21 protein-coding genes are annotated in these 25,329 nt (G+C 60.2%); 9 read left to right on the forward strand and 12 right to left on the reverse strand.

Going from position 1 to position 25,329, the window contains the following annotated elements; all coding sequences use genetic code 11:
* Nucleotides 1-21: 21 nt before the first annotated feature.
* The 3 genes from ACNO7C_RS03250 (at nucleotide 22) to ACNO7C_RS03260 (ending at nucleotide 3,028) form a co-directional block, all read left to right on the forward strand.
* Nucleotides 22-831 carry a helicase HerA-like domain-containing protein gene (locus tag ACNO7C_RS03250; RefSeq protein ID WP_460025546.1) on the forward strand — a complete coding sequence of 270 codons (810 nt, stop codon included), beginning with the start codon at nucleotides 22-24 and terminating at the stop codon, nucleotides 829-831.
* 88 nt (nucleotides 832-919) lie between these two features.
* Entirely contained in the window at nucleotides 920-1,879 is a 960-nt protein-coding gene (locus tag ACNO7C_RS03255) for a hypothetical protein (protein WP_460025547.1), read from the forward strand.
* 27 nt (nucleotides 1,880-1,906) lie between these two features.
* A complete protein-coding gene (locus ACNO7C_RS03260) occupies nucleotides 1,907-3,028 on the forward strand; it encodes a hypothetical protein (RefSeq protein ID WP_460025548.1) in 1,122 nt (373 codons plus the stop codon).
* A 386-nt stretch (nucleotides 3,029-3,414) separates the two neighbouring features.
* Here ACNO7C_RS03260 and ACNO7C_RS03265 read toward each other — a convergent pair whose 3' ends face one another.
* On the reverse strand, nucleotides 3,415-3,786 hold the full coding sequence (locus ACNO7C_RS03265) for a hypothetical protein (protein WP_460025549.1): 372 nt from the start codon (nucleotides 3,784-3,786) through the stop codon (nucleotides 3,415-3,417).
* A 344-nt stretch (nucleotides 3,787-4,130) separates the two neighbouring features.
* Between ACNO7C_RS03265 and ACNO7C_RS03270 the strand changes: the two genes are divergently transcribed.
* On the forward strand, nucleotides 4,131-4,763 hold the full coding sequence (locus tag ACNO7C_RS03270; RefSeq protein ID WP_460025550.1) for a p24 family protein: 633 nt from the start codon (nucleotides 4,131-4,133) through the stop codon (nucleotides 4,761-4,763).
* 255 nt (nucleotides 4,764-5,018) lie between these two features.
* Nucleotides 5,019-5,177 carry a hypothetical protein gene (locus ACNO7C_RS03275; RefSeq protein ID WP_460025551.1) on the forward strand — a complete coding sequence of 53 codons (159 nt, stop codon included), beginning with the start codon at nucleotides 5,019-5,021 and terminating at the stop codon, nucleotides 5,175-5,177.
* Between the two features lie 26 nt (nucleotides 5,178-5,203).
* Here the strand turns inward: ACNO7C_RS03275 and ACNO7C_RS03280 are convergent, their stop codons facing one another.
* Complete coding sequence (locus ACNO7C_RS03280) at nucleotides 5,204-5,563, reverse strand: EVE domain-containing protein (protein ID WP_460025552.1); 360 nt, start codon at nucleotides 5,561-5,563, stop codon at nucleotides 5,204-5,206.
* Nucleotides 5,564-5,800: 237 nt separating this feature from the next.
* Between ACNO7C_RS03280 and ACNO7C_RS03285 the strand changes: the two genes are divergently transcribed.
* The 4 genes from ACNO7C_RS03285 to ACNO7C_RS03300 all read left to right on the forward strand — a co-directional run bounded on the left by ACNO7C_RS03285 (nucleotide 5,801) and on the right by ACNO7C_RS03300 (nucleotide 12,068).
* Nucleotides 5,801-9,478, forward strand: a complete 3,678-nt coding sequence (locus ACNO7C_RS03285) for an N-6 DNA methylase (protein ID WP_460025553.1) — start codon at nucleotides 5,801-5,803, stop codon at nucleotides 9,476-9,478.
* A gap of 228 nt (nucleotides 9,479-9,706) precedes the next feature.
* Nucleotides 9,707-10,000, forward strand: a complete 294-nt coding sequence (locus tag ACNO7C_RS03290) for a hypothetical protein (protein ID WP_460025554.1) — start codon at nucleotides 9,707-9,709, stop codon at nucleotides 9,998-10,000.
* A 50-nt stretch (nucleotides 10,001-10,050) separates the two neighbouring features.
* Complete coding sequence (locus ACNO7C_RS03295; RefSeq protein ID WP_460025555.1) at nucleotides 10,051-10,203, forward strand: hypothetical protein; 153 nt, start codon at nucleotides 10,051-10,053, stop codon at nucleotides 10,201-10,203.
* A gap of 395 nt (nucleotides 10,204-10,598) precedes the next feature.
* On the forward strand, nucleotides 10,599-12,068 hold the full coding sequence (locus ACNO7C_RS03300) for a hypothetical protein (protein ID WP_460025556.1): 1,470 nt from the start codon (nucleotides 10,599-10,601) through the stop codon (nucleotides 12,066-12,068).
* Between the two features lie 116 nt (nucleotides 12,069-12,184).
* On the opposite strand, the gene ACNO7C_RS03305 is transcribed toward ACNO7C_RS03300, so the two are convergent.
* The 10 genes from ACNO7C_RS03305 to ACNO7C_RS03350 all read right to left on the reverse strand — a co-directional run bounded on the left by ACNO7C_RS03305 (nucleotide 12,185) and on the right by ACNO7C_RS03350 (nucleotide 25,069).
* Nucleotides 12,185-12,511, reverse strand: coding sequence for a hypothetical protein (locus ACNO7C_RS03305; RefSeq protein ID WP_460025557.1), 327 nt, complete (start codon nucleotides 12,509-12,511; stop codon nucleotides 12,185-12,187).
* 160 nt (nucleotides 12,512-12,671) lie between these two features.
* Entirely contained in the window at nucleotides 12,672-17,003 is a 4,332-nt protein-coding gene (locus ACNO7C_RS03310; RefSeq protein ID WP_460025558.1) for a hypothetical protein, read from the reverse strand.
* 52 nt (nucleotides 17,004-17,055) lie between these two features.
* The gene (locus tag ACNO7C_RS03315) at nucleotides 17,056-17,454 is read right to left on the reverse strand and encodes a hypothetical protein (protein ID WP_460025559.1); all 399 of its coding nucleotides are present in this window, start codon (nucleotides 17,452-17,454) and stop codon (nucleotides 17,056-17,058) included.
* Nucleotides 17,444-18,319: a hypothetical protein gene (locus ACNO7C_RS03320; protein ID WP_460025560.1), complete on the reverse strand. Its 876-nt coding sequence runs from the start codon at nucleotides 18,317-18,319 to the stop codon at nucleotides 17,444-17,446. The genes ACNO7C_RS03315 and ACNO7C_RS03320 overlap by 11 nt, the downstream gene beginning before the upstream one ends.
* 144 nt (nucleotides 18,320-18,463) lie before the next feature.
* Nucleotides 18,464-19,324, reverse strand: a complete 861-nt coding sequence (locus ACNO7C_RS03325; protein ID WP_460025561.1) for a hypothetical protein — start codon at nucleotides 19,322-19,324, stop codon at nucleotides 18,464-18,466.
* 136 nt (nucleotides 19,325-19,460) lie between these two features.
* Nucleotides 19,461-19,748 (reverse strand): hypothetical protein, encoded by a 288-nt coding sequence (locus ACNO7C_RS03330; RefSeq protein ID WP_460025562.1) that lies wholly within the window; start codon nucleotides 19,746-19,748, stop codon nucleotides 19,461-19,463.
* Nucleotides 19,738-20,163, reverse strand: a complete 426-nt coding sequence (locus ACNO7C_RS03335; RefSeq protein ID WP_460025563.1) for a hypothetical protein — start codon at nucleotides 20,161-20,163, stop codon at nucleotides 19,738-19,740. Before ACNO7C_RS03335 ends, ACNO7C_RS03330 begins: the two co-directional genes overlap by 11 nt.
* Before the next feature lie 293 nt (nucleotides 20,164-20,456).
* A complete protein-coding gene (locus tag ACNO7C_RS03340; protein ID WP_460025564.1) occupies nucleotides 20,457-20,819 on the reverse strand; it encodes a hypothetical protein in 363 nt (120 codons plus the stop codon).
* A 106-nt stretch (nucleotides 20,820-20,925) separates the two neighbouring features.
* Nucleotides 20,926-21,129 (reverse strand): hypothetical protein, encoded by a 204-nt coding sequence (locus ACNO7C_RS03345; RefSeq protein WP_460025565.1) that lies wholly within the window; start codon nucleotides 21,127-21,129, stop codon nucleotides 20,926-20,928.
* A 103-nt stretch (nucleotides 21,130-21,232) separates the two neighbouring features.
* A complete protein-coding gene (locus ACNO7C_RS03350) occupies nucleotides 21,233-25,069 on the reverse strand; it encodes a hypothetical protein (RefSeq protein ID WP_460025566.1) in 3,837 nt (1,278 codons plus the stop codon).
* Between the last annotated feature and the right edge of the window lie 260 nt (nucleotides 25,070-25,329).

Genomic DNA, 25,329 nt, shown 5'->3' on the forward strand with positions numbered 1-25,329 from the left:
TTTTCACAGCTTTAATTCAACGTGAAATCCCTCAAAGTGAACCTGTCAAAGTATTTGCCCTCTGTGCTCAGGATACCCGAGAGCCACATTCTTATCGTGGGGCCTACGGGCAGCGGCAAGACAAACACCGCGAAAGTTCTGGTTGAGGAGTACTTTAAAAAAGGTGTAAAAGTGCTGATACTGGATTGGCACGGAGAGTACAAAGGGCTTAAACGCTATGTTCCGGGCGAGAACTTCTCGATGAATATCCTGGAAAGAGGTGAGACTCTTAAGCATGATCCTGAGTTCGTTGTGGATCTATTCTCGCAGGTATTTCAGCTCTCAGAGCAGCAATGCTACTTTTTAGCTTTTCCCTGTTTCTTCCGTGTTCGACCCGCGTCTTCCCTCGCTTCCATCGGGCTGGAGGGAGGGTGTGGGAGGGTGTTCGAGCAACCCCTTGAGGCTCTTAGCTCACTGCGGTCACAGCACCTGCGAACGCTTATAAACTCCCACACGCGCTTGGCTGTGACGGTCGAGGTTAGCGCCGAGGTGTGGGCGAGCGTAGCCAGGTGGCTCGAGCTGACCGGCCTCACTAAAACGCTCTGGAGGCTCAGGCAGACGAGGCCGCTCAGCAGGGCCTTCGGCACAAGGAACACGAGGTATATAGCCAGCGCCCTGGAGAAGCTCCGCTCAGCTGGCTTCGTGAAGGAGGCAGTGGTAGGCAACGTGAGGTACATCTACCTGACGGAGCGGGCCTGCGGACTGCTTGTGCTGCTCGGCTACAGCGTCGAGGAAGCGGCGTGCGGCGAGTCGGCCTCGGGGCTCCTGAGGCGTGGTGGCGTGTCGGCTTAGCCCCCCTCTACCGTAGCAGAGCCCCTGAGCGGGCTGGGCGGCGTAAGGCTTAAAGCACTTCTTGCCGCTGGCTTAACCGGGTTCCTGGTTGCGCCGCGCAGCCCTCATACCCGCCCTAGCCCTACTCCTCGCCGCCCTAGCGCTTCTCGCGCTCCGCCTCACCCAACCACGCCTCCCGGGGCCAAGAAGGGGGCTCGAGGTTCTCGGCGTCGACGCCGAGCTGGGGAGCGGTGTCGTCGTCTTCAGGGTGTACGCTCGTAACGCAACCCCGACACCCTGCATCCCCCTCGTCGTCGAGGCGCCTGCGGGCGGCGCCCAGGCTCTGAGGGCTGTGTACGCCGGCGGATGCTGGGCTGCGAGGCTTGGGCTTAGGGGGGAGGGGGCTTACAGGGTGAGCGTCCTAGACCCCGAGACTGGCAGCACGTTGCTGGCAAAAATCCTCGAGCTCCGCGACAGGCCCGTGATATACTCGGTGAGCGTCGAGGAGAGGGCTGAGCTGGGCCTGGCAACCGTCACTGTGAACGCGAGCGACTCCTCGGGAATTGCTATAGCCCTGATCGAGCTTCACGCCAACAACCACTCCATGGCCAGGCTGCCGAGCGGCTTCCTCGCCTACAACCTGAGCCTGGGGGACAGCCCGGAGACCCTGCAGGCAAGGGTCTACGTCACAGACCCCTTCGGGAACACGGCCTCGGCAAGCATCGCCGTAAACTGGTCTTTAGAGGATGCTTTTACCTTCTATGGTTTAGAAAACGGTTTTTCTTCCTCCCAAACGAGGCAGTTTTTCAACCAGTATAAGGATCTGATAGAGAAATCCTATCCTGTTAACAAGCTCGGCGTACTGGCGATGCTTCACTTATACGTCGGAAATGCTACCTTGCTAGATGCAGCAAAGCAGAAAGTTTACAGCGATCCTAGTGTAGCGGATAAAGTTATAACTTTACTGCAGCTTTCTAAAGTTTTGTATGATTTGAATGAAAAAAGCTTAACTGACACAAGCTTAAACTATTTAAAAGACTTAACAGTCGTTGAAGGAAACCCTGTATAAGCTTTTGGCCGTCCGGCTCTTTGGAACGTGTTAAACCTTACAGAGGGCAATCCAATAGTAGTTACCGGCTTGAGCAAACAACAGCCTATAGTTTACGGGGAAACACCAATCCTCGTCTACGTTGTTAATGATAACTTGAATGATTCAAAAGAGTTTCCTTATGCTGCTTGGGCTTTAACTAAGCAGGCTTCAGCAATAGCAAAATGGTTAGGAATAGATTATAGTCAATACCTAACTGTTAACGGGACAAAATATAGGTTGAGGGAGATAGTAAATAAAGATTTTTCAACTTTGGCAAACTACACAAGAAGTGGAAAAATGGTTTTAGGATTAAAGCCAGAAGAATTATTAGCTTTAATACCAAGCGACCATCCAAATAAATATGTGATAGCTGACAATTGGATGAGGCAAAAAGTTTTACCTCAAAGCCTATTTTACAATGTTTGGCAAGAGTCTGTGCTTGGATGGGAGAAATATCCAGATTTTATGCCTCATACCAACGGGCCCTCCTCCCCAACTTTTAAAGTCTATAGACCAGAAATAGCTTTGAAAATTGCAACGGATAACCTAGACTATTTTGACCAAGGACATAATAGTGTTGTAGATGTAATAAAAAATCCTGATAAGCCCTTAGCTTACGGGTGGTCTGCTAAAGAGTGGATAAGAAATTATGTTCATATACTTCTATGGGACTATTTTCCCAATACTCAAGCAGAAGCGGAGGAAGATATAAATCTTTTGCTTGATAAGGGAAGCAATATAGCGAAGATAAATCTTTACATATATGGAAAATCTTTGTCAGATCGTGTACTTGGTCCAGTTTATGAAAGGCCAAAGCCAGACGAGCAGAGAAACGATCAATCAATTTTAAATGCCTATTCCGTAGGTTTACCCCAATTTATTTCAGATACAGCCTATCCTTTAAATACAGATAGAGCATATTGGGTTCATGGCGAGCCTTCTTTTATCATTCTACCTTCAGATATTTCCCTCCTTTACCAAAGGTCTCCAGACGAGCTTCTGCTAAACGATAAAACATACACGTTAAACTTCCTTTCAACTAGAAAACCAGCAGTGATTAAAGATAAAGTCCCTTCCTGTGATATATATTTACCAGATTTAACCGTATATGTATACTACAAAAGTTAACCCACGCAAAGATAGATAGGCGCAGCAGAAGAATATACAGTGCCAGCGGAAACACATCTCCTATTCCACTACCTCCATAGTCTCTATTGCAGCATTGATAGCTCGCATGACCTTATGCCGCGAGATGTAATAGATAGATTGCTGTATCAATAAGAGCTGGGGAGAATAGCGATAGGACACGGCAATGGAGTAGGGGTTGATGTCCTGCATAGGTGGAGTTGAAAAAGATGCTGACTATGAAATATCCCAATGGAGCCCCAGATGGAGTGAAATCTACCCCTGGAGGAAGTGAGAGGGGTAACTGGACCACCTGCTCCCGTTAGGAGGCTCACCCGGCCTGCACCCCAGCCCGGCGCCTAGGCCCCCCGGCGCCTCTCGTAGCCGGCTCAGCGCGCGTGGATGCATGCCTCCAGTGCTCCTACAGCCACACCTCTTCTCTGCGGGCCTTTCGGGCCGCCCGTGGCCGGCATGGAGGCTCCCGGGCAGCCTCGCGCTACCCCCGGGCTGACCCTTTCCCGCTTCAGCCCAAGCTCGCCTGCAGGGGTCTTGAGCCTAGCCTCCACGCTGCCCCACACCTCCGTAGCCACCCGCTTCCCCGAGCCGATGGTGAGCGAGACGGTGCCCGGCACTTCGAGGAACTGCTCCCACTTAAAGTCGGAGTCTGGGTTATGCAGGTAGCTCCAGAGGAGGAGCAGCATAGCCTGCGCGATCTTCGGGTTAGACACGTTGGCGAAGGCCTGTAGGGTTGCGACGAGCACGTCCAGCGCCTCGGGTGACCCCTTGAGCTCCGCCGCGTGCCTAGCTACGAAAGAATATTGTAGGAAGATTTATAAAGTGAAGGTTGGAACACAAGATTATGGTAATTTGGCTTTTACCAGCACTGTTACTTGGAGTAGCGACTGGCGAGAGAATTGTACCGTTGCAGTTTAACATCGGGCCCACCGAGCTTTTACTCCTCATTCCTTATTTTCTCATTGTTCTTATATTAATTCTCGTTGTATTCTTGTTGATAAAGAAGTTACTGGCAAAGGAGGAGCGCCACTGAGCAAACTTATAGCCTAAAATTTTAATATTATTCAGGAAGTTAAATCTAGGTACAGAGATGGCGAAGTTGAGCGTTATAGGTCTTGTACTCCTTGTTTTAGGTATAGGTGTATTTACAGCATCGTTTGTACCCGTACCCGTTGTTAGCTATAATCCTAAGACGAAAACCGTTTATGAACCTAAATATACAATTGTTAGCAAGGTTTGGCTTGAGGAGACTTTCACAGTGTCTCCCGGTCGCGCTGCAGCTTATTGCGGGAGCTTTCCCAGTGGAACAACGTTGACGATAACAATAAAGGTCGTTTCAGGTGGTAATAGAGATATAAATTTCTGGGCTATGGATGAAGATGAGTGGGACCACTTTAAGCTGGGTGAGTCGTACCACTACTACACGGTTCCTTCGAGAAACAGAGTTGTCGATACTTCAATTGCATGGACACCGCCGGCTAATCAAAGGATCTGCTTTGTCTATGATAACACATTCTCCACGATCACATCCAAAACAGTCTATACGAAGATTACGGCAGAATATCCAACATACACGCTTGTCCCAACTAATACAACTACATACGAACCTGAAATGACGCCACGCTCATTGGGATTCCTAGCGATTCCTGGGATACTATTGATTATAGTAGGTGTAAGTTTAATCATAGGAAGTAGACTCGGCAAGCTTTGGGAAAACACATAGCACAATACTTCCTCTATGCATCAGCGCCCGCGGGGTGTTAGCGGAAGGCACGGGGCGGGTACGGGAAGAAACTAGGGAAAAGCTAAAAAGTAGCATTGCTACATACGGAATTTTTTATAGAGTTTAACACCCCCTCCTTGAATCAGCCGCAAAAGAGGAGGAGGAGAAGGAAGGAGGGTTACTTGATACTCTGTAGCGCTTGTAACGCGAGTACAGCCTGTGTGAACGCTTATAGCCCCCCTCTCGCGTTTAGCTGTGATTGTCAAGGTTGGCGCCGAGGTCTGGGGTTGCGTCGCCAGGTGGCTCGAGCTGACCGGCTTGACGGCGACGCTTTGGAGACTCTCGGGCAGCCTCGCGCTACCCTGGGCTGAGCTTCTCCCGCTTCAGCCCAAGCTCGCCTGCAGGGGGTCTTGAGCCTAGCCTCCACGCCGCTCCATGTGTCACCGCGCGAGCTCCCTGAACACCCCCTCGCTCAGCTTGTTTATGGGGAAGGCTACTAGCATGCCCTTTGGCCTAGGCTTGGGCGGCTGGAAGGTCTCCGCGACCTGGATCCTGAGCCTCAGCGGCCAAATGACGGCACCGGCCTTGAGCTCCTCGGGCCAGAGGGGCTCGGCGCTCTCGAACTTCTCCCTGACCGTGCCGTAGCCCAGCACGCCCCTCCCCACCGCGTAGAACACTGCAGTGTCGCCGGGCTGGACCTTCTCCCAGAGGGGCCTCGCCCTTTCCCTGACGCCCCACACCCCCAGCCTCAAGCCCAGCTGCCAGTTCTCATAGCTACCCGAAAGAACCCAGTAAGCCACACTCAATATCCCTAATCTCCAAAGTATATGTCCTTTACGTGGTTTAAATGGAGGACATTACGGGGAAACTACTCGTGGTGCTTCCCGCACCCCGTCGCCGAGCGGCGTGGGGGCTCCCAATCCCCCTTAGCTCCGAGCCTCGGTGCCTGCAGGGTTATGGAATTTGGAAACAAGGGGGGTAAATATCAGTTAGGTTAAAATAACTCCTCCTCGGTAGAGGTGTGAGGTCGTGCTCGTATGCCGAAGGAGGCGGAGGTAGAATTTACGTTCGAGCTCCTTGAGAAGCTGAGGGGCTACTTCGAGAAGTACACGCTCGCTGGGCGCAGGCTACAGGCGAGGCCAGACGGCAGGCTGCAGGGCAAAGTACCCGACATCGTCGTTGAGGAGCGAGGCGTCCCGGTCCTCATCATAGAGACGAAGAGGAAGGCCGAGGAGCCGCTCGGCGAAAGCCTCAACCCCCTCGGCCCCGCGCCCATAGCTCAGGCCGCGTGCTACGCCGCCTTGGCGATGCTCGAGTACAAACTGGAGAGGACCCCGCTCTTCGCAACGGCGAACAGGGACTTCCTAGTCCTCTTCAAGGGCATTGAGCGCTCCGACCTCGAGAAGGTGCTGGACGTGGACGCCTGCCTGGAGACCAAGAGGACGCCCGACGACTGGGCCAAGGCCCTCAGACCCGGTGCCCTCAGCACACTCCTGAACGGGCACATAATCGCGCACGTTGAGGACCCCCTCAGCGACGCGGGCATAAAGAAGCTGTGCGACGCCCTCGAAAGCCAGCTAGTGGGGCGCGTGCTCCCAGCTGAGGCCTTTTACGAGGTCTTCGTCTCGGCTATGAGAAAGTACGTGGAGGACTTGAGCAGGTCCATCAGCGGGGCTCTGAAGGCCAGGTTGCTCGACGACGCGGAGTTCTTCAAGCGCCTGCACGCCGGGCTCCAGGAGATGGGGTACGCGCAGGGCCTGCTCAGCCGGGGCATCCTGTCGCTGGTGCTCCCGCCCTCCCTAAGAGAGAGGCAGCGCGAAGCCATAAGGGAGATTCTCGAGGGCGCTTTGAGGAGGCGCCTAGCGGAGGACGGGGACGCCTTCAGGGCCCTCCGCGCCGTCTCGGGGATGACCCTGCTCGAGCTGTACGAGGAAGCTGGTAGGGTCGAGCAAGCCAGAAGGCTGGGCATGCAGACCGTCGAGTTGCTGAAGGCGACGCGTGTGAGGGGTATCCTCTCCTTCGAGAACCTCGCCAGGATGATGGCCTACGCCCTGGCGAACAAGGTGCTCGCCTACAAGGTTCTCGAGCTCCACTACGGCGACGTCATCCCCCCGTTAAGGCCTGTGGGCATCGGAGCGAGCGTCACGATTGGGGGCAAGGAGCACACCGTGGAAAAGCCGGACGACCTCGTAGAGCTTCTGAACTCCACATTCAAGCAGGCTTCATCAGAGCTCGAGGAGAAGCTCGGCATGAAGGACTTCTCACCCCTGTTCAACGCCGGACCCTTCGACGAGGTTGTCCTAGGGGGTCTGGAAGCCGTCGAGAAAGTAAACAAGATTATTGAGCTGGTCGATGGCCTCAAACCGGAGCTGAGGCACCTCCCGGGCGTGATAGGCTACGTCTTCGAGGGGCTCTTGCCCCCCGGGGAGAGGCACCAGCTGGGCGAGTTCTACACCCCGCCGGCCGTCGCGAGGCTCATCGCGCGGTGGGCCATCCGGTCTGGGGAGGACAAGGTTCTGGACGCCGGCTGCGGCTCAGGCACTTTCCTCATCGAGGCCTACAAGAGGCTCCTGCTCCTGAAGTACGGCAAGGACTACTCCGCTGGCCAGTACCCCTCCTGCACGGAGCGTTTCAACGAGCACCAGGGCGTGCTGGATCAGCTCTACGGCGTCGACGTTAACGCATTCGCAACCCAGCTGACCGGCGTGCACCTGATGCTCATGGAGCCCCGCTGCCCCATATCTAGGCTGAACCTGGAGACGAGGGACTTCTTCTCACTGAAGCGTAGCTCCCTCGGCGAGCTCAGGCTTCCAGACCACTTCGAAGCCGTCGTGGGCAACCCCCCCTACACGCGGTGGGTGGAGATACCCGGCACGACGCAGGACTTGATACTCAGGGAGCTAGGGGACGAGCTCGACGCGTACGACCTGAGGGCCGACACCGCACGGGGAAGAGAGCCAGGGATATACGTATACTGGGTGATGCACGCCTGCAAGAACCTCCTAACGAGGGGCGGGCGACTGGGCTTGATAATATCCAACGCGTGGCTACAGACAGACTACGGCGTGGGCTTCGGCAGATTCCTCCTGGACAACTTCAGGGTGAGGGCGCTGATCGACCTGTCCTTCAGGCTCTTCGAGGCGACGATCTCGACGGTCATACTGCTCGCCGAGAAGGAGCCCGACGGCGAGGCGCGTGACAACAACGTTATCACCTTTGTGAGGATACCGCCCAGACTGAAGGGCGGCGAGGAGCTGGACCCCCTCAAGGCCGGGAAGCTCCTAGACGAGGTGTTGCGGTGTGTCGAGGACGCCATCGGGAGCGACGGCTCTCTCGATGCGCGCGCCCTGACTCGTTGCGCAGAAGAGTACGGCGTGCAGTTCACCCAGATCAGGCAGGGCGATGTGCCAAAGGATAAGAAGTGGATAAGCCTCTTCTTCACAGGCGTGGAAGAGTTACTCAGCAAGCTCGAGAAGCACCAGCTCGTGACTGCTCTCGGAGAGTGGTTTGAGCCAAGTTACGGAAATGCGCTCTACTTGTGTTTGGCAAGCTGGGGTATAGTAAGGGGTGTCAGGAACCTCGGCGCTAAGGAGTTCTTCTACTTTAGCACTGAGAAGATAGATGAGTGGGAAAGCAGGGCTCCTGGCTTCAACGCAGCTGCAGAGCCCTATCTTGCGCCTGCGATCACCAGGTCTCAGAACGTTCCCACGTTCACGTTCACAAGGGCGGACTGGGAGTCGCTGAGGGACTGCGGATCGGACGCGTACATCTTCGTCTGCCACGAGGCCGTGGGCAAACTGCCGCCACAAGTTCGGGAGTACATCAGGTGGGGCGAGACAGAGTGCAGGACGAAGATCAGAGGCACGCGGGGCGGCGGCGAGGTCTGCAGCGAGGCCGAGGCGTGCAGGGCTAGGGCGGGAAACCCGAAGGTCTTCAAGGGCTGGTACGACCTGGGAGGCTACCTGCCCACGCCTCTGATGGCAGTGCGCCAGCCTAGGTACCACCCGCGCTTCTTCTACGTCGACTTCCCCGTGGTGACTTATGATGCCATCATCGCGCTCATCCCGAAGGTCAAGGTTAAGGCGGGCTACCTAACTGTCGACCCCAGCGACTTCATCAAGGAGAGGCCTTACCTGTCCAGTGCTATCGCGCCCAGAGACGTCGAGCTCGGCGAGACGGAGCTGAAGGCTCTCCTCGCTTACCTCAACTCGACGTTCGTGTGGCTCTGGCTCGAGCAGAATGCCAGGTACGTGCCGAAGGGGCCGCTGGGCCTCGAGGTGAACGTCTTGAGGCGCATGCCCGTGCTCAACGTCAAGGGCCTCGACCGCGCGGATGTCGAGGCCTTGGCCAAAGCGTTCGACTCTCTCGAAGAGGCCGCCAGGACAGCCCTCGTCGGCGCCCAAGCCGAGGAGGAAGAGGAGGGAGATCCGTGCCGGAGTAAGGGGAAGAGGAAAAGCGCGCTCGAGGCCGTCGCAATGCTCAAGCCCCACTTCCAGGAGATCGACAGGCTGGTAGCTGGCATTCTGGGCCTCGGCGTCGACGCCGAACAGCTCTGGGACTACGCCTGGGAGATGATGGAGAGGAGGGTCAAGGGCGCTAGGGGGCCTGCGAGGCCGGGCGCTGAGGTCTCGCTCGACATCGGGAGGCAACGGGGAGACAGGCGGAGGTCACCCTCAGGTGGCTCTGCAGACATGCCATTAGACAAGTGGCTCTAGAGCGCGGGGCTTCCAAATCGAGCAGTAACGGAAAAGGGTAGCCGCGGTGCTCGGGCACAATACCCCCACTATACTCCTTCGTGCTGTGCGGAGCAAAGTGCATCGCTAAAGCCGTTTTTCCGCGGAGGAGTCCACGGCATACGCGTGGCCCCCTGCGGAAGCTGTGACCCCCTGAGCCCCTGTAGCAACCTTATAAGGCTGCGGCTGGATGTGTGTGGTGGGCTTGAGATGCTGAGGGTGAGGTGGTTCCCCGACCCCGGCGTGAGGCTGGGCGGGGAGGTGAGGAGGGCTGTTGAGAGGCAGGTCCGCGTGCTCGACCCCGGGAGGCTGAGTGGGCTGGGCGAGTACGAGGAGACCGGAGACGCAATAGTGCTACCGGAGCCAGACCCCTACGAGGGCCTCGTGGTGAAGGTGGTGAGGCACCGTGGCAGGCTGCTCCTAGCCGCTGCCATCTGGGAGCACGGAGGCCTCATCGAGGAGTACTACGTCGCCGAGCTAATCGAGGAAGGTGCCGGCCGCTAGCGCAGAGTGATACGCGTTCATTTTTAAGTAGTCTAACGATCCACTTGGCGGTGGCGACGACCGAAGTGGTAGGGTACAGGCTGATAAGGCGCGTAACCGTGGCGCGACCTCCTAGGATCCCAGCGGCTCCCAAGACAAGCCTTATGAGGGTCATCTACGATGCGTTCGAGGGGCATGCGTCTGCTCGGTTGCTGTGCAACTGACGGGAGGTCAAGATAATAAGGCTAGAATCTGGCAAGTCCGCGTCCTTGAGCCGGCCTGTTGCTCGGTCACCAGTCTTAGGAGGTTCTCTGAGGTGCCGTCTTAGAGCTCGGCATGGCATCGGGCCTGTTGAGGTATAAGAACGCGGCTTGAGCTACGTCGGGCAGGCTACCAGGAGGCTCACCGATCTTGTCGCGCTGATGGAGACCGGGTTATGCCGGTGAAGGTGTACGTGGTGTGGAGGGAGTAGATGAGAACGTCCCGTCCCGTACGAGGTCAAGGTAGCTCTACAATGGGCAATAGAGCCCACTGTGCCCGGCTTGCGCATTTTCTGCATGCAATCGCGCGCATTTGACAGCGGAGATACATATTAATACTGTAGTGGAATGTATATTTCGTGTTTCAAGTAGTGAAGCTCAACGCGAACCTGTTTGCGATATTAGCGGATAAACCCGGCTTGCATATTTTCTACATGCAACCAGGCACGTTCGATATCTTCCGCGACGCGCTCGCGTACCTAAAGGAGTTGCTGTCCGATGAGATAAATATGCGATGGGTTGAGAGTTACGACTTCCATGTCGAACTAGGGCGGAGAGCGGTCATGCTCACATCTGCTGGACTCAACCCCACACCCCCTCAGCTGATCTACAACCCGGATCTCCGCTTCCTAGCGAGCCTCGCCCATACGCACGATCTTGGCGACTTCGTCAAGGTAGTGAGATCCGCCGAGGTTACGTTTCACGCTGATCTGATCCAGGTTTTCTTCAACTCGCAGACAAGCGTCGGGCTGAACGTCGGGACCCCCAGCGGCCTCAGCGTCGGGGTCGGGGGCTCTCGAAGGAAGGAGGCAGTGGGCCCTGACGAGTCACGCTTAGAGGTGCTGATCCAAGAAAAGCTCTCCAGTAAGTTCGGAAAGAGCGCGAAGAAGCCCATCGTGATCTTCGTTACAACGGCTGGCGCCGGCGACGAGAGCGTGGTCGTGCGCAGCCTGCTGCGCGCCCTCGACGCCTTCGCGAGCAGCAAGCACGTCCCGGTACTGGTGTTCATAAACGACCGTAGCATGATCCCGCGGAACTTCGCCGAAAAAACGCTGGAGGTCGTCGAGTTTGACGAGGTCTTCAAGGAGGCAGCGGTGAGGGCGGCCTTCAGCAGCCATAAGCCGGACTTCAAGAGGGTAGAGTCCGATGTAGAGACTCTGGCAACACACATGCCCGGCCACGTGGCCTTCATGAGCACTCGTGTGTTCGCCGTTCTGTTGCAGATAGAGGCCGACGTGCGGGACGGTGCCTTGTCGCTGAACGGGAAAAATTTGTCAGAGATTGTATTTAAGGTCATCTCGGACGCCGGACAGTCCCTGAAGCATAGCGTTATGGAGGCCCTAGCCAAAGAGTTTGAGCACGTAGAGGAGCACCCCGAGCTGGCGGCGCTGGCCGGTCTCCTTTATGGGTGCTTCATGGTCTTCAAGGAAGTGATCGGCATGACAGACGAGTATGTTTTGCCGAGTGTCATCTCAGTTAAAGCGACGATACCGTTGCCCGACGAGCACCGTGAGATCCGCGCCGGTCTGGAAGCTGTCCTCAGACGGCTCGACTCGCATCATGCCACAGCGTCCGAGATCTCGATGAAGGACGACGAGCTAAGTGTATCCAACGTCCTGATGGCCGGGGCACTAGGGTATGCTTTACGTGACCTGCTGACAGAAAGGCACGCCCTAGACGAGGGTGGGATGCTCCGGGATGTTTACGATAAGTGCTTCTGGTCCGCGTCACAAAACTGCATCAGAGCAGTTACCGAGCGCCTCGAGGAGATCCGTAGCCTCTTTGGGGGCAAGGAGGCCCCATCGAGGAGTACTATGTCGCCGAGCTAGCCAAGGATAAGGGGGGTCAGCCAGTAGCGCGTAGCAGAAGGCACCTCGCTGGCGGCTCTGCTCCGAAAGCTGGGCCGTTGAGCCGCGGAGAGCCGGTAGCGTGAACCGCTGCTCGTTTACCTTGCGAGCCTGCCCTCCCTCTCGGCCCTGTAGTACTCCATCAGCGCTCTCCCCGGGTCTTCGGCGTGCACGAGCTTCACGCTGGCCTCCCCGCCCCGGGCGAGCTCCACCAGGTACTCCACCACCGCCGTCATCGACGAGGGCTCGAGGAACGCGCCCAGCAGCCTCACACCCCTCACCTCCCCGAGCTCCCTTTCAACCTCACCCCTCACCAGCTCGAAGAGAGCCATCTTGTCCCCCTCCCAGGCCTCCAGGAACTCATCAAGGCTGAGCTGTAGCGGCTTGAACACGTCGCCCACGTAGAGGAAAGCGCGGCCAGGCACAAGGGGAATAGCGCGACTCCACCAATTAAACCTGACCGTCGCACCCCACCCATGGGCTCGAGCTATGCTTCCGGATTCGAGTAATACAACCTAAGCAGTCCGGCCCGCGTGGTCAGTCGACTTCCATGAACTCCTGTAGAGCGCAGGTATTAATGAGCCGCTACACGTAGAGGTAGAACAGCCTGACCAGCGCTTCCCTGAACTCCTCGCCGCAGCCGCCTTCCAGCGACTCAGCGAGCTCGCCCCAAAGCCTCGCAGCAAGGGTGAGGCCCCTCCCTTCCAACTCCTCCTGCCAGAGCTTGGCGAGCACCTTAGCTAGGCCAGCTCTCCCCTCCACGCACGCCTGGTGCACCACCTCGACGAAGGTTACTCTGCTACTTACCAGAGCGGATACCACCTCGAGGACGTCTAGCGCCGAAAGCCCCTCTAGGTGGGGCTCAAGCTTGCGAACCAGCTCGCCAAGTCCAAGTGGCTCCTCGAGCAGCCATAGCAACTGACCCACGTTGCCTTCCCTAGCTATCCCCAAGATGTCCGCGAAGGGTACCCACTCTAAAGGCCCTAGACTGTCCCAAGCCTCTTCCTCCTCAATTTCTTCGTAGAGAACAGCCAGGGGTTTGGCTAGGTAGGCAACAGCCAGGGGTCTGAGGGCGCTATACGCTAGGGCTCTGCTCCTGTACTCCTCGAACCTCCTCCTCACTTTTCCCATGTCTTCTCTCATCTCCTCGGCGCCGCAGGCCAGCATGAGGGCTAAAAGCGCGGCGCGGACCCTAGGATTCCGGATGAGGAAGCCGTACTCCCGGTACTGTTCGAGCGCCTCCCGGGGCTTGCCCTCCAGGAGGAAAGACGCCACGTACTCCGCTGTGATCGCTTCAACAATATCCTCGGAGAGGCCGATGAAGCCCCAACTGTGCGCGAGCTCCCAGCTCTCCCTGATCTCCCCAATGACGTCCTCCCTCTTTCGGCCGGCAAGTAGCATCGCCCTGGCGCGGAACGAGTGCGACTCCACAAGCCTTAGAAGCCCTAGCTTCTCGGCGATTACGTGAAGCTCATCCGCGAGCCTCAGCGCCTCCTCAGCGTCGACCAACAGCTCGATGAGAGCCCCCTCGCTAAGCACAGCAAGCTTCAAATTCTCCAGCAACCTCTCGGCGGCCTCCCCCGGCTCTATGAGGGGATACCAAACCCTCAGGAGCCGCTCCAAACCCTTTGCAAGCTCGCTCCTGTCGAGCCGCTCCAGCTGCTCGAGGGCTCTGCGTGCTTCCCCAGCCCACTCGCGGGCCTTCCCGGCGGAGCTTATCCTAGTGAAGGCACTCGCCAGCCTTGCTCCCAGAAGGGCCCTCGCGTAAAGGCCCACCACGTCCTCCTCCAGCCCCTTCAGGAAGGCTTCAACCCTCCTAGCCCACTCCACGAGCCACTCACCTCGTGTCTTTCGAGCGAGGTAGTCTGTGTTCTCGTAGAGCGTGCGCGCGAGCGGGTTGAGCCTGTCCAAGCCCCCAGCCCTCTGCTCCACGGTCTGCAGGAGATCGGAGGCCAGCCTAGGCTCACGCTTCGACGCTTTGTACGCTATGTCTACTGCCTCGAGCAAACGACCCTCCTCCATAAGCTTCCCCACAAGCTTCTTGAGGGCTTCCGACAGGCGAGTCAAGACAGGTCTCTCCAACCACAGCGATATCTTGTCGAGTACAAGCCTCGCCACGGTGGCCGCCTCGTCCAAGCACCCCTCAAGCTCCCCTCCCGAGGCTGCCAGCGCGCCGAGAGCCGCCAACAGTGAGATGAAATTGTCCCCCTTTTCCTCCTCGGCTCGCTGGTGAACGCTCTTCAAGACTTGGCAGGGGTTAACGGCGAGCCTGAAAGCGGGGGCGGTCTCGACCAGGAACCACCTGGCCGATCGTGGCATCTCGTCCCCGACGGTGAGCCACCCCTTTAGACCCTCAGGGAAGCCGGCCTCACCTAGGAGGGACTCCGCCGAGTATACTGTGTGAGCTAGGCCCACTAGGGCTGCGAAGTGGTAGCTGTTTTCCTCCGCGAGCTCTCTGAGCTCCGGATCGCTAGCCAGTGCCTTGAAGAACACTTCGACGGGTTGTTCCCCTCTGCACTCGCCGTCGAATCTCGCGCTCCTCAGCCTCTCCAAAACCAGCCTCACTCTCTCCTCCATCCCCCTCGCAACCTCTACGGCGCTTGGGCTAACCAGCCCCTTCTCCGCCAGCCTCTGGAGCCTCCTGGATAGCGTGCCCTTGGCTATGCCCCTGATCACGCCCTCGACGACGTCCTCCTTCGGCTGGGAGAGCCACTCCTTGATGAACTCCTTCTTCCCGTCCGTCAAGTGCTCGAGCGGGTCTAATAGGCACTTGACCACGTAGCCCCCGTAAGCCCCTCTTTTCAGAACGGGAAAGCGCTCCAGCCACTTCAGCGGCAACGGGCCCAGCTTCGCGCGGGCTATGAAGGGCACAGCCATCTTCTGGAAGATGGCGAGTTTGCCCCTGAACACGGCCTTGTAGATGAAGAGGGCTATGAAGGCTTCAGCGCTCCAAACCCCTGCCTCGAGCGCTTCCCGCACAGCTTTCTCGTTGCACTCCCCTGCCTCGGATAGCCACTCGCCGGCGTACCTAGCCACGAGCGTGTAGTCGCCCTCATACCTCGTGACCTCCCTGGCGATTCTCTCGTACACCTCCTCGCTACAAACCTCCCCGCTGTAGGCGCGTACTATGTCGGTTAGGAAGTCCTCCTGCCTGAGGTCGACCCTGAGCACGTAGGCCCCCTTGAGCCTATCCTTCACCTGCTCGTAGAGGTCGTCGGGTAGCACGACCACCACGGGCACCCTGCCACCCTGTACTCTGTGGAGCCTCGCCAGCGCCCAGACCGTGGGGCCCACACCGGGCGGCGGCGGGAGCTCGTAGCCCGGCTCGTAGAAGAGCGGCGCCGAGGGGTCGTAGAGCACGGCCAGCCTCCAGGGCGAGTTGTCCGCGACTCTGGCCAGGCTATCGGCCATCTCAGCCGCACTCTCCTCGTCGAGCGTCTTCGCCCTGTATACTCTCCAGTGGCCGCTCTGGAGGAGCCTCGCGAGCGCGTACCTGGTCAGCACCGACTTGCCCACGCCCCTAGGCCCCGTGACCACCACGAGCTCCCCGCGCTCAAGGGCTTCGAGCAGCTTGCCTGCGTGCTCCATGAACCGGCCGGAGGTGACGAGGTCGTACTCTTTCCCGACCCAGAATTTCCCCCGCTCGAGGTCGAAGCCCAAGTCCCCGGGCTCCTGATACACCCCCGTTAGGGCTCGGAGAGGCCTGAGCTGATCCTCGATCCTGCCGACCCTCTTCTCGAGCTCCTCGACCCTCTCTTCGAGCTGTCCCAGCCTGTCCTCGAGCCCCTTCTCGAGCTGGTCGATCCTTTGCTCGAAGAGCTCTTTGAGCCTCTGCTCGAGTGCCTTGAGGTCTCCTCCAACCTCCTCCCTGAGCTTTCTGAGCTCGTCCTCCGTTGCTACCTCCTGCGTGGCCAGCTTGCGGAGGTTCTCGACGAGCTTGCGGAACTCCCGGAGGCTTAGGCCCCACTGGCTGGCAACCTCGTCCGCCACCCCCTCGAGCCTCTCGTCGCTCACGAACTCCGCCGCGATGATGGCTGCCTGGACGAGCTCCGCCAACTGCTTGACGTGCTCCTTCTCGGGCTCACCCCTGACTACACCGATCAGCCCCCTAGCGATCTCGAGGAGGAGCCCCGGGGGGAAGCTGTAACCAATCACTTTGGCCACGACCGCGAGCGAGCTCTGCGGCGAAGCTAGCGCTTCGAGCGCGGAAGCGACCACAGCACCGCCCACCGCGGCGTACAGCTCCTCGGCCAGCCTCTCGCCCAGCGAGGAAAGCGCCCTCCTGCCCGCATTTACCAGCGCGCCACGCAGGCCTAGGCTGCCGGGGCTCAGCCTTCTCAGGGCCTCGGCGCCCCTCCTCAGCTCCTCCCACTCCCCTGTCCCGTGGTGCTGGAGGAGCTTGAGCGAGACCCCGCTTTTTCCGCCCTCGGGCATCACTTTGAAGGCATTGAACGCTGGGGTGTAGTTTACCTCCGCCTCCCCGGGCTGCTCGGCGCCCCTCCTCTCAAACTCCTCCTTGTGGACCCCGGGCGTGAAGACTAAGGCGACGCTACCCTTTCCGAGCCTCTCGCTTAGCGAGCGGTAAACCCTGATCGCCTCGATGGTGCTCTCCGGGACCACGATCACCCTCGCGGGGCTTTTCTTCCTCACATACCCGGCCAGGGTCATGCCGTCCGCGAAAGGCTCCGCGCCCTCAAACCTCAAAAGCTCGGCGCGATCCTCCTCCTGTAGCTCCTTCAGGGGCTCTGAGAGCTTGTAGCTCACGACTACCGACCCCGGAATCCTTCTCGCTACTTCTAGTCGGGAGGAGCCGGGACCAGCGAGAACCGCGACGCTTACACCTTTCTCCTTGAATAGCTCTCCAACCCGGTTGGCAGCGCGCCCCACCAGCTCCTCATAGCTGGGCTCGCTGCTCAAGAGCGCTCCAATGAATAGTGCCTCAAATGCTATATGAATTTGTCTTTGTAAGCTAGGCCCCGAGCCTCATCTGCCTCCTGTAGAGCATGACCGTCGCTATGTGGCTGCATATTTTCGCCTTCCTCACGTAGCCGTAGGCCCTGAAGAAGCAGTCGCAGCGGTACTTCCCCTCGCTTATCCACACGTTGTACCAGGGGTAGGTGTCCCCCAGCTCCGCCAGCCCCTTCACGAGCCAGTGCTCGTTTCCCACTCTTTCGACCTTCCCCGCCAGGAGGCGGTACGTGGCCCTGTAGAACCACTCAGCTGGCTTGTCGGGGAAAGACGCCTGTAGCTCGCCTAGGGCGTCGAGGAGGTCCCCGTGCTCCTCGGTCAGCTTTTCGTCACAGTAGCCGAAGACAGCACACCTCACTAAAGCCCAGGCGAGCCTGCTCTCCTCCCTCCTAGCCCTCAAGCGAGAGCACCCACAGCGCCTTCTCCGTGAGGGAGACCGTCACACCGGCGGGGTGCGGGCTCCTCCTCAGGAAGCCGTAGTCCACCAGCCTCAGGTAGTCTGAGACGCTGAGCTCCGCCGCCCTAAGCCACTCCAGCACGGAGCGCTCCTCAGCCGCACCGGTCTGAAACTCCCTCAGGAAGCCCTTCACAAGGGCGTGCTTCGTGGGGAACGCGAGCCTCAGCAGTTCCTCGCGCCTAGCCCTCCACACCACCAGCCCAGGCCTCCCGCTGGGCGCGAATGGGGCCTCCACCTCCACCACGGCCTGGTCGTAGTCGAAGTAGCGCTGCATCGCCGGCACCCCATCCCACCCCCTCGGCAGCGATATGAGGGCCCTCCGCCTGTCGAGCCGGTAGGAGTCGAAAGAGAAGGGAGGCGGGCTCCTATACGCGAGCGTCAAGTCGTAGAGTTGCGCCAGGGGGTGGAAAAGCGAGGGCTCAGCTCCCTCGGCCTCCACCAATACTTTCCTCCCGGGCTCAAGCGAGGCAACCGCCGCCAGCGCCAAGGCTGGGTGCGGCAGGAACATCACCCTCCCCGGCCCAGCCTCCTGGCAGTAGCCCGCTATGTAGAGGAGCTCCCTCCACGACCTCGGCGCCAGCGCAGCGGCCAAAGGCATCGTCGCCTCCCCCCTCTCCACTAAAAAGCCCTCGAGTAGCCAGGCCTCCTCCGCCCCTACTACTCCAGTAGCCCTCAGAGCCCTAGCCAGTTGCGCCGCGCCCACACCCTTAAGCCTCACGTATAGGGGGTCGAGGTTTGCAATGGGAGACTGCAACAGAGCATGGTCGAACTCCTCGGAGCTGGGTAAAGTGTTGGTCACTCTAAGCATAATAACTGTTTTCAAAACAGTAGTTATAACTTTTTCTTAAGCGTTAGCGCCGTAAAGCACCGCGCCCGCCCTGCTTGAGCGCGTCTAGCCCTGCTCCTCCTCAGGTTTCCCGGTGGGTGTCTCTTGAGGGGGCTTGCTCTCCTCCTAGGCCTTGGCCTCGCTGGGTTGCCTCGCTAGGTATGTTGCTAGGTACTTGGAGGCGGCGAGGGCTATGTTCCTGCTGAGCTCGGCCTCCGGGAGGTTGCCGGAGGTGCCGCTGTGCTCCCCGAAGTTGCTGATCAGCTGGAACGCCTTTGATAGGAAGTCGCGGAGGAGCTTCTGCCTGCTCTCCCCCATCCCCTCAACCCTGCTCGACTCCACGTACCCCCTGAGCCCCTCCACAGCCTTCCTGAAGAACTTGACCGCCCCCTCGTAGTCCTCGGCGTGAAAGCGACGTAGCCCCTCCGCGAGGTCTGACGCCACGGCGCCGAGCCCCGCCCCCTCCAGAGCATCCATGACCTCCAAGTTCCTGCTGAGCTGAGCCAACGCCTCCAGCCTGGCGCTAATGAGACTCTTCACGGCGTCAGGCACATCGTCTGTCGCGAATGCAAGCTCGTTGGGGTAGACGGTAATCCTCTGAACTTTCTCTTTGATCTGAGGGCCCGGAGGGGAGGGCGAAAGCTCGCGGCACTCGATGTGCGTGAGGATGAGCTGGGCGAAGTAGCCTATAGGTATCCCGTCCTTCACGTTGAAATCCGTGAGGTCTATGTACCCGTAGTACTCCTCATCCTTGTCAGCGGCTACCACAACCTCGGGCGTGCATCGCCGCCTGTACTCTCTTACGAGTTTACCGCTCTCGTTATAGAACCCGTCGACGTACACCCTGGCCATGAGCTTGGGGCACCCGTACAGCCACTCGTCCAGCAACGGGTACCTCGAGTAGAGTTCCTTAGGTAGCTCAACTACAGCGAAGAGTCCGTCTGAAGTCAAGAGATCCACAAGCTTTCCGACAATCAACATAGGCATAGCACCGCACCACCACGCTCCAATTTTCTACCTTCGCGCCGCGCAGCCATGATGTGTTTCCGAGCCGTCGCGAGGGGCCCCATGTGCATCGCCTGCATCTATACATGGGGTGGTGGCATACCTTTATAGGCGTTTCCTATGTCGAGAGTGTGGCTTCACCCCGCGCCTGTAGCAAGCGCCCCCATAGCTGGAACCTCAGCCCCTTCGACTTCGCTTCAAGCACCCACACCCTGCCCCTCTCATCGACGACCGCGTAGCCCGGCGGCAGGAGCATCGAGAAGTGGCCGATTGTCTGGCCCTTCAGGCCCAGCCTCCTCGCCAAGCTCCGAGCCCTCAGCGTCGCCACGCCGCCCCTATGCCCCGACAGCACCTCTGGCAAAGCGTCCAGGAATTCGGCGAGGCGTAGCCTGCGCTCAGGCCTCAACTCTGCTCGCCTCCAGCCTCGCCCAGAGGGTCCTGCCATTCCGTCTTCCCAGGTAGACCCACCTCCTTCCGAGCGCGTCCCTGACCACCGTTCTCTCGGGCAGCTGGGCCAGCAGGAGGCCCACGAGCAGCGTCCTCGCGCCCAGGCGCCTCGCGATCACCCTCAGGCTCAGCGAGGCCCTCTGGGAAACGAAGCCCGACAGGAGGGAGCCGCAGACCGCCAGGATCTCCCCCGCCGCCAGGCCGCCGCGCCTCTCAGCCCTCCTGCGGGGCGCTAGCCTGCTGACGCACCTCTCCACGCACCAAGCCCTGCCGCCGCAGCGCTCCCAGCACTCCAGGCAGGTGCTGTAGCAGCCCCAGCAGTCCACCCTCCCCACGCACACATCCCTGCACAGCCTCCCCATCTCCTCGAGCATGCACTCTCGTAGTAATTATTTGAGTGATTTAAAAGGCGGCAAGGCTCGAGGGCTCTAAGCATGCGCCTCGGCGAAGACGGGGCCCGAGGAGAGGCCGATCGAGGAATCCCCCGCGAGCACGGGTAGCCCAGGAGGGGGCCGGTGAAAACCCCCTGAAGTCCCCGAGGCGCGCCCCGCGGCCTTCAATCGCCCTTACAGCACACCTTACAACTACAACTTAGCTTCTTCACCGCTCCTCACCTCGGCCATGGACGCGCGGAAAGGCAAGCCCTTTCAATAGTCTCCCGCCTTATTCATGGGCCGGGGGTCACTCTGAAGCACATATAACTACCTATATACCATGTTAACCCCAGTACTATTAGAAACAATATCATCAGAATATCTATAATTGTGCGCTTCGTGCTCGCTGATAGCTTTATAAAATCCTCGTTAAGCACATACATAATGAAGAGCATAACGCTAGGCAGGGGCGCGTAATGCGCCATGCAAAGCACATACTTCAAGACAATCCCAAGTGCAGCACCAATATTCCCAGCGAGAAATCCTAAAGTTAATTCTATCACTCCCAAGATGGAGGTTAGAAGAAACAACGCCAAAGCATAGGCCTGAACCGCATCTACCAGCAAACGTACCAGCAAATGCGTCAGCTTTCCCATACTCGCGCAACCACCCCACTATCTCCGCTTTTCGTCTTTCAATTGCCTCTTGACTCCCCCACGCGTATGGTTAACCGCATGCAGGGTTAATATTGCCATCACTATCTCAATTGTTTCTCGTCTTCCTCGGGAACCTGGGGCAACCGTCGATGGGCTTGGCGTAGGGCGATACGAGAGCCGCCACGGCCTGCGCGCCGCTGGGCGCCGCCCTGAGGACGCCCGCCGCGGAGAGGATGCCGAGGACGAGCGAGACGACCTCCAGTATCGCTAACAGCGTTGCCGTTGCGCCTTTTACGCTTTTGCCTCTCATCGACCGGGTCTGCGGGCAACGGGGGGTATAAATATGACCCCGGTTTTGAACGGGAAAAAGTGCACACTTTTCGCCGGATTTACCGGGAGAAAAGGGGAAAAAGCTACTTGCCCCTCAGCCTCCCGTAGAGCCAGGAGGCCAGCTTGATGAAGGCCACCACGCTGGCCGCGAGCGCCGCGAGCACCCCGAGCATTATCCCCAGCATCATGTGGGCGTGGGTGGGCTCGGGCTCGCTCGGGGGTGGTGGGGGCTTGACCACCTCGTAGGACAGGTCTCCCAGGCTGACGACCTCCACGCCGCCCTCCGGCCTAGTCGCGTCCACCTCGCCCGCCACCACCGGGGCCGTTGAGTAGACCTCCACCGCTACGCGCTCCGGGTAGAAGGCGACCACAGCGCCGTCCACGTACAGGCCGGATGGGTCTCTCTCGCGCACCCAGCCCACGAGCGCCAGGCCGGAGGCGTTCAGCACCTTGCCGACGACCACCTTGCCGCCCGCGAACCCCCCGGTCCAGAGCGCGACCCTGAGCGTCACGGTCTCGTTGTCCTCCGACACCACCTCGGTCGGTGAGTGTAGAGGCACGACCACCCCGCCCCAGCTCGTCGCCAGCGCCTCGATCGCGGACAGCGCGGCCACGCTGTTGTTCGCCGGGCCGGCCAGGGGCGTAAGCGAGTAGCCCGCGGCGCGGCTCCAGCTGAACGCGAGTAGCGAGAACCCCTCCGGGTGCCCGGCGGTGAGGTTCGCCGCCCCGGCCAGGCGCTCGGGCTTCAGCCCCAGCGGGTCTAGGAAGGAGTCCCAGTACCAGATCAGCGCGCCGTACCTCGGATCCGGCCCCGTGCCGTGCAAGACGATGAACTGGCTCGGGTTCGCGGAGTAGTACACGGTCACGTGCGGGTTGTCCGGGCCCGCGAGGAATATCGTCCCGTTCACGGTCGGCGCCTCGGCCCTCAGCTGGGTTGCGCTCCCGGGCACGTATATCACGGCCACGTCCCTCAGATCGCGCTTCGGCACCCTGACGAGGAGCGTCGCCACCGGGGCGGCGACCGTCTTCATCCAGTCGCCACGCGTGACGTTCACGCTGACCATCTTGGCGCCCAGCGACCTGAGGACGGACAGGATCCTGCCCCCGGCCCCGCGGGCCAGCAGGGGGGCGTTGAAGACCGCCGCGACCTCGTACGACGGGGTGGACTCGCTCAGCCCGTACACCTGCAAGTACGCCCCGGCGGTCGTGTTGATGAACTGCCTGGGCACGTCATCCTCCAGCGGGCCGTAGCCCAGCGACCCCAGGAACTCCGGTATCGGCGCCGATTCCCCCGGCCAGGCCGGCGGGTACCTGGCCCAGGCGAGCGAGCCGCAGACCCTGTCGCCCGGCAGGCCGATCCACGTCTCCGGCTTCTGGACGTCCACCAGGCTGATCGCTGGCGAGGGCGCCACAACCCACCACCACCCGAGCGGGGGAACCCTCGAGCCGTCGGTGGACGTGACCTCGACCTCGGCCCTCCAGCTCCTGAAGACGCGCTCGTAGCGCCTCACGCGTCCGAAGACGTCTGTGGTCGTGGTGTTCTCCCACTCCGGAACCGGCTCGGCGAACGCCACCGTGACGAAGGTGCCGTTGCAAGCCCCGGAAGCGGTCTCCCTCCCGACGTTCGCGGCCCGCAGGTAGCGGGCGGTCTCCTCGCCCCCTCCCAGCGCCAGGGCGGTCGCCAGCTCGACCGGGCAGACCTTCACCGCCGAGTACCTGGCCTTGGATATCACCGTAGAGTTGAGCTTCGACTCCAGGGCCACCATTAGTGTGAGGCCGCTGGGGACGCGGTACAGGTAGACGTTGCCGACGCGCCCGATGGGCGCCATGATGTAGTAGTCGAAGCTGGAGTAGTTCACGGCGTGTAGCACGGGCTCCCAGCCGTCTGGGGCCACCACGGCGATGTTCGCCTCCCTGACGTAGCAGGGCGCCGAGCCGAGGGTGGCGTTACGGCTGAGCCTGACCCGGTACCCCCCGTCGGGGTCGGCCCCGAGGACTGTGGCCCTCCACGGCATCTTCGCGATGTGGATGAAGTCGCCGCCGTCCATATCGCTGGTCAGAACGACCCCGGCGAACCTCCCACGGCTGAAGACGACGGTTCCCGTGAAGCCGAAGACCGCTGGCCTGGCCACGGGGTCGTGCTCCGGGGCGCGGAGCTCCAGCCACGCAACGTCTATCCACTCGTCGCCCTCAAGATCCTCGGAGAACGGCGTCGGCAACTGGTTCGGACCTATCCTCCCGCGCCTGAAGTACACGAGGATCATCGTCGCGTTGGGGTGCCCGTTGGGGTACATCTTCAGCTCCGCGTAGACCTCCGTGCCGTTGGCGAGCTTCATCCTCTTCCACCCCAGGCTGTCGAAGTCCACCACGGTGACGCCCGGGTCGCGGCCCAGCGCGGCGCGCAGGGCGGCCTGCTCCAGCAGGGTGAGCCTGGCCGGAGCGCCGCGAGCGAACGTGCCGTAGGTGAACGAGAACTTGGCGTAGTGGCGGATCGGCCCGTACACCTTGGAGCCGTTCACCCACCAAACCTCGGCCACCAGGAACTCGCGGTAGTCGAAGCCGTCCCAGAGCGTGTTCCTGAGGCGCCCGTTCGACACCAGCCTGGGGTTGAGCCTGACCACGAAGTACGACCTGTTGTCCGGGTCGGACGGCACCACGAACGTGCAGTTTGAGACCGGGAGGGCCCTGCCCGCTTGGAGGAAGTCGTTGCGCTGGGCGCCGTAGTAGCTGTAGCCCTGCTCGAGAACCGAGTAGTTCACCACGGGGCTGAACCCGGAGACCGTCACGTTCGCGACGGCCAGCCCGTCTGGCCCGACGGCGTAGTCGATCGTGAAGTTGGCGGTGACGCGGACGATCGTCGTCGAGCCGACGTACGACTCCGGTTGCGACCCCCAGGGATCCGTCTTGTTCAGGTGGTGGTAGACCGAGAGCGCCATGCCCAGGTACTCCCACGCGAAGCTCCTGGAGCCGACCGGCTCCCTGGCGGGGATGACCCTCCACCCCTGCATCGGGGTCTCGAACATCGCCTCGATCACGGTCACCTCGCTGTGCCGCGCGTCGGAGTCCCGCTCCACCGGCACGGTCGCCGTGCTGTTCTCCGCGTTCCACGTGGCGTAGAACGTCAGCGTGCCGGGCATCGCGAAGGGGAGCGCTGGCACCACCTGCTCGTAGAACTTGACTATGCCTATCGGGTCGAGGATGTAGTCGCCGACGGCGCCGTCGGGGGACGTCGGCGTGAAGGCGGGGCCCCACTCTGGGCCGTAGCCGCGCGACGTGGAGAAGCCGAGCAGGTGGCTGGTCTCGTGGACGTAGAGCCCCCAGGGATCGGCTACGCCCTGGAGGACGGCGAAGGGCCCGTCGCCGTATATCACGGTGAACGGGCTGAACTGGACGAGGATCCCTGAGACGTTGACCACCGTCCCGCCGAGGATGGTGGCGAACGGCGCGGCGAACATCACCGCGGTGTAGCCCTCCGAGGCGGCGCGCCGGTACTCGGGCCAGCCCGGCGCCTCGCGCCGGAGCCAGGCCTCCATGCTCTTCTGCGTAACCCAGCCCCCGCTGGCCAGCGAGGCGATGGAGTAGGGCAGGCGCTTCACCCCGAGGATCCTGTACTCGAGGAGGTCTACGCCGCCGGATGCGTCGCGCCAGAACGCGACCGTCCTGTTCATCCTCTCGGAGACCATCCGCTCCCACCCCGGAGGGAGGCGCAAGTCCTCCCACTCGAGGCCGAAGACGGCCACCCTCTGCTTCCCCACCCTGCCCCCGTAGGGGTAGGTTGAGTAGTGCGGCAGGTAGGTCGAGATCAATCCATACATGTCGGTGACGCCTGGGCTCGGCGCGGGCAGGGCTGGTTGCAACTGGGCAACGATCATTAATACAAAGATTATGATGGATAAGTGCCGCCTGTCCAGTCCGGTCATCGTTTGCAATACGGTAAAACAGTCAAATAAAGCCTCCTCAGCGCCTCCTTCCCGCCCTGAGGCGCCACGTTGCCAGAACACCTACAGGACGCCCCCGGTTGACGGGAGCTCTCTGGGTTGTACGCTCGGCCTGGGCCCCGATCTCATATAATGTGATGCTCCCCGAGGTTTAAGATCCCTCTGCGCGGCCGTTGCCGCGGGGCGCGATCCCCGCTGCTCTCACAGAGTGTGAACATACACGGGACTCTGGAGGGTAGACC

The organism is Infirmifilum tikiterense (genome assembly GCF_054696565.1).

Excerpts from the sequence above, each read along its gene's own strand:
- ACNO7C_RS03290 (WP_460025554.1), top strand. The coding sequence starts at position 9,707 with ATGCTGAGGGTGAGGTGGTTCCCCGACCCCGGCGTGAGGCTGGGCGGG.
- ACNO7C_RS03335 (WP_460025563.1), bottom strand. The coding sequence starts at position 20,163 with ATGCTCGAGGAGATGGGGAGGCTGTGCAGGGATGTGTGCGTGGGGAGG.
- ACNO7C_RS03270 (WP_460025550.1), top strand. The coding sequence starts at position 4,131 with ATGGCGAAGTTGAGCGTTATAGGTCTTGTACTCCTTGTTTTAGGTATA.
- ACNO7C_RS03340 (WP_460025564.1), bottom strand. The coding sequence starts at position 20,819 with ATGGGAAAGCTGACGCATTTGCTGGTACGTTTGCTGGTAGATGCGGTT.
- ACNO7C_RS03325 (WP_460025561.1), bottom strand. The coding sequence starts at position 19,324 with ATGCCTATGTTGATTGTCGGAAAGCTTGTGGATCTCTTGACTTCAGAC.
- ACNO7C_RS03350 (WP_460025566.1), bottom strand. The coding sequence starts at position 25,069 with ATGACCGGACTGGACAGGCGGCACTTATCCATCATAATCTTTGTATTA.
- ACNO7C_RS03345 (WP_460025565.1), bottom strand. The coding sequence starts at position 21,129 with ATGAGAGGCAAAAGCGTAAAAGGCGCAACGGCAACGCTGTTAGCGATA.
- ACNO7C_RS03285 (WP_460025553.1), top strand. The coding sequence starts at position 5,801 with ATGCCGAAGGAGGCGGAGGTAGAATTTACGTTCGAGCTCCTTGAGAAG.
- ACNO7C_RS03320 (WP_460025560.1), bottom strand. The coding sequence starts at position 18,319 with ATGCTTAGAGTGACCAACACTTTACCCAGCTCCGAGGAGTTCGACCAT.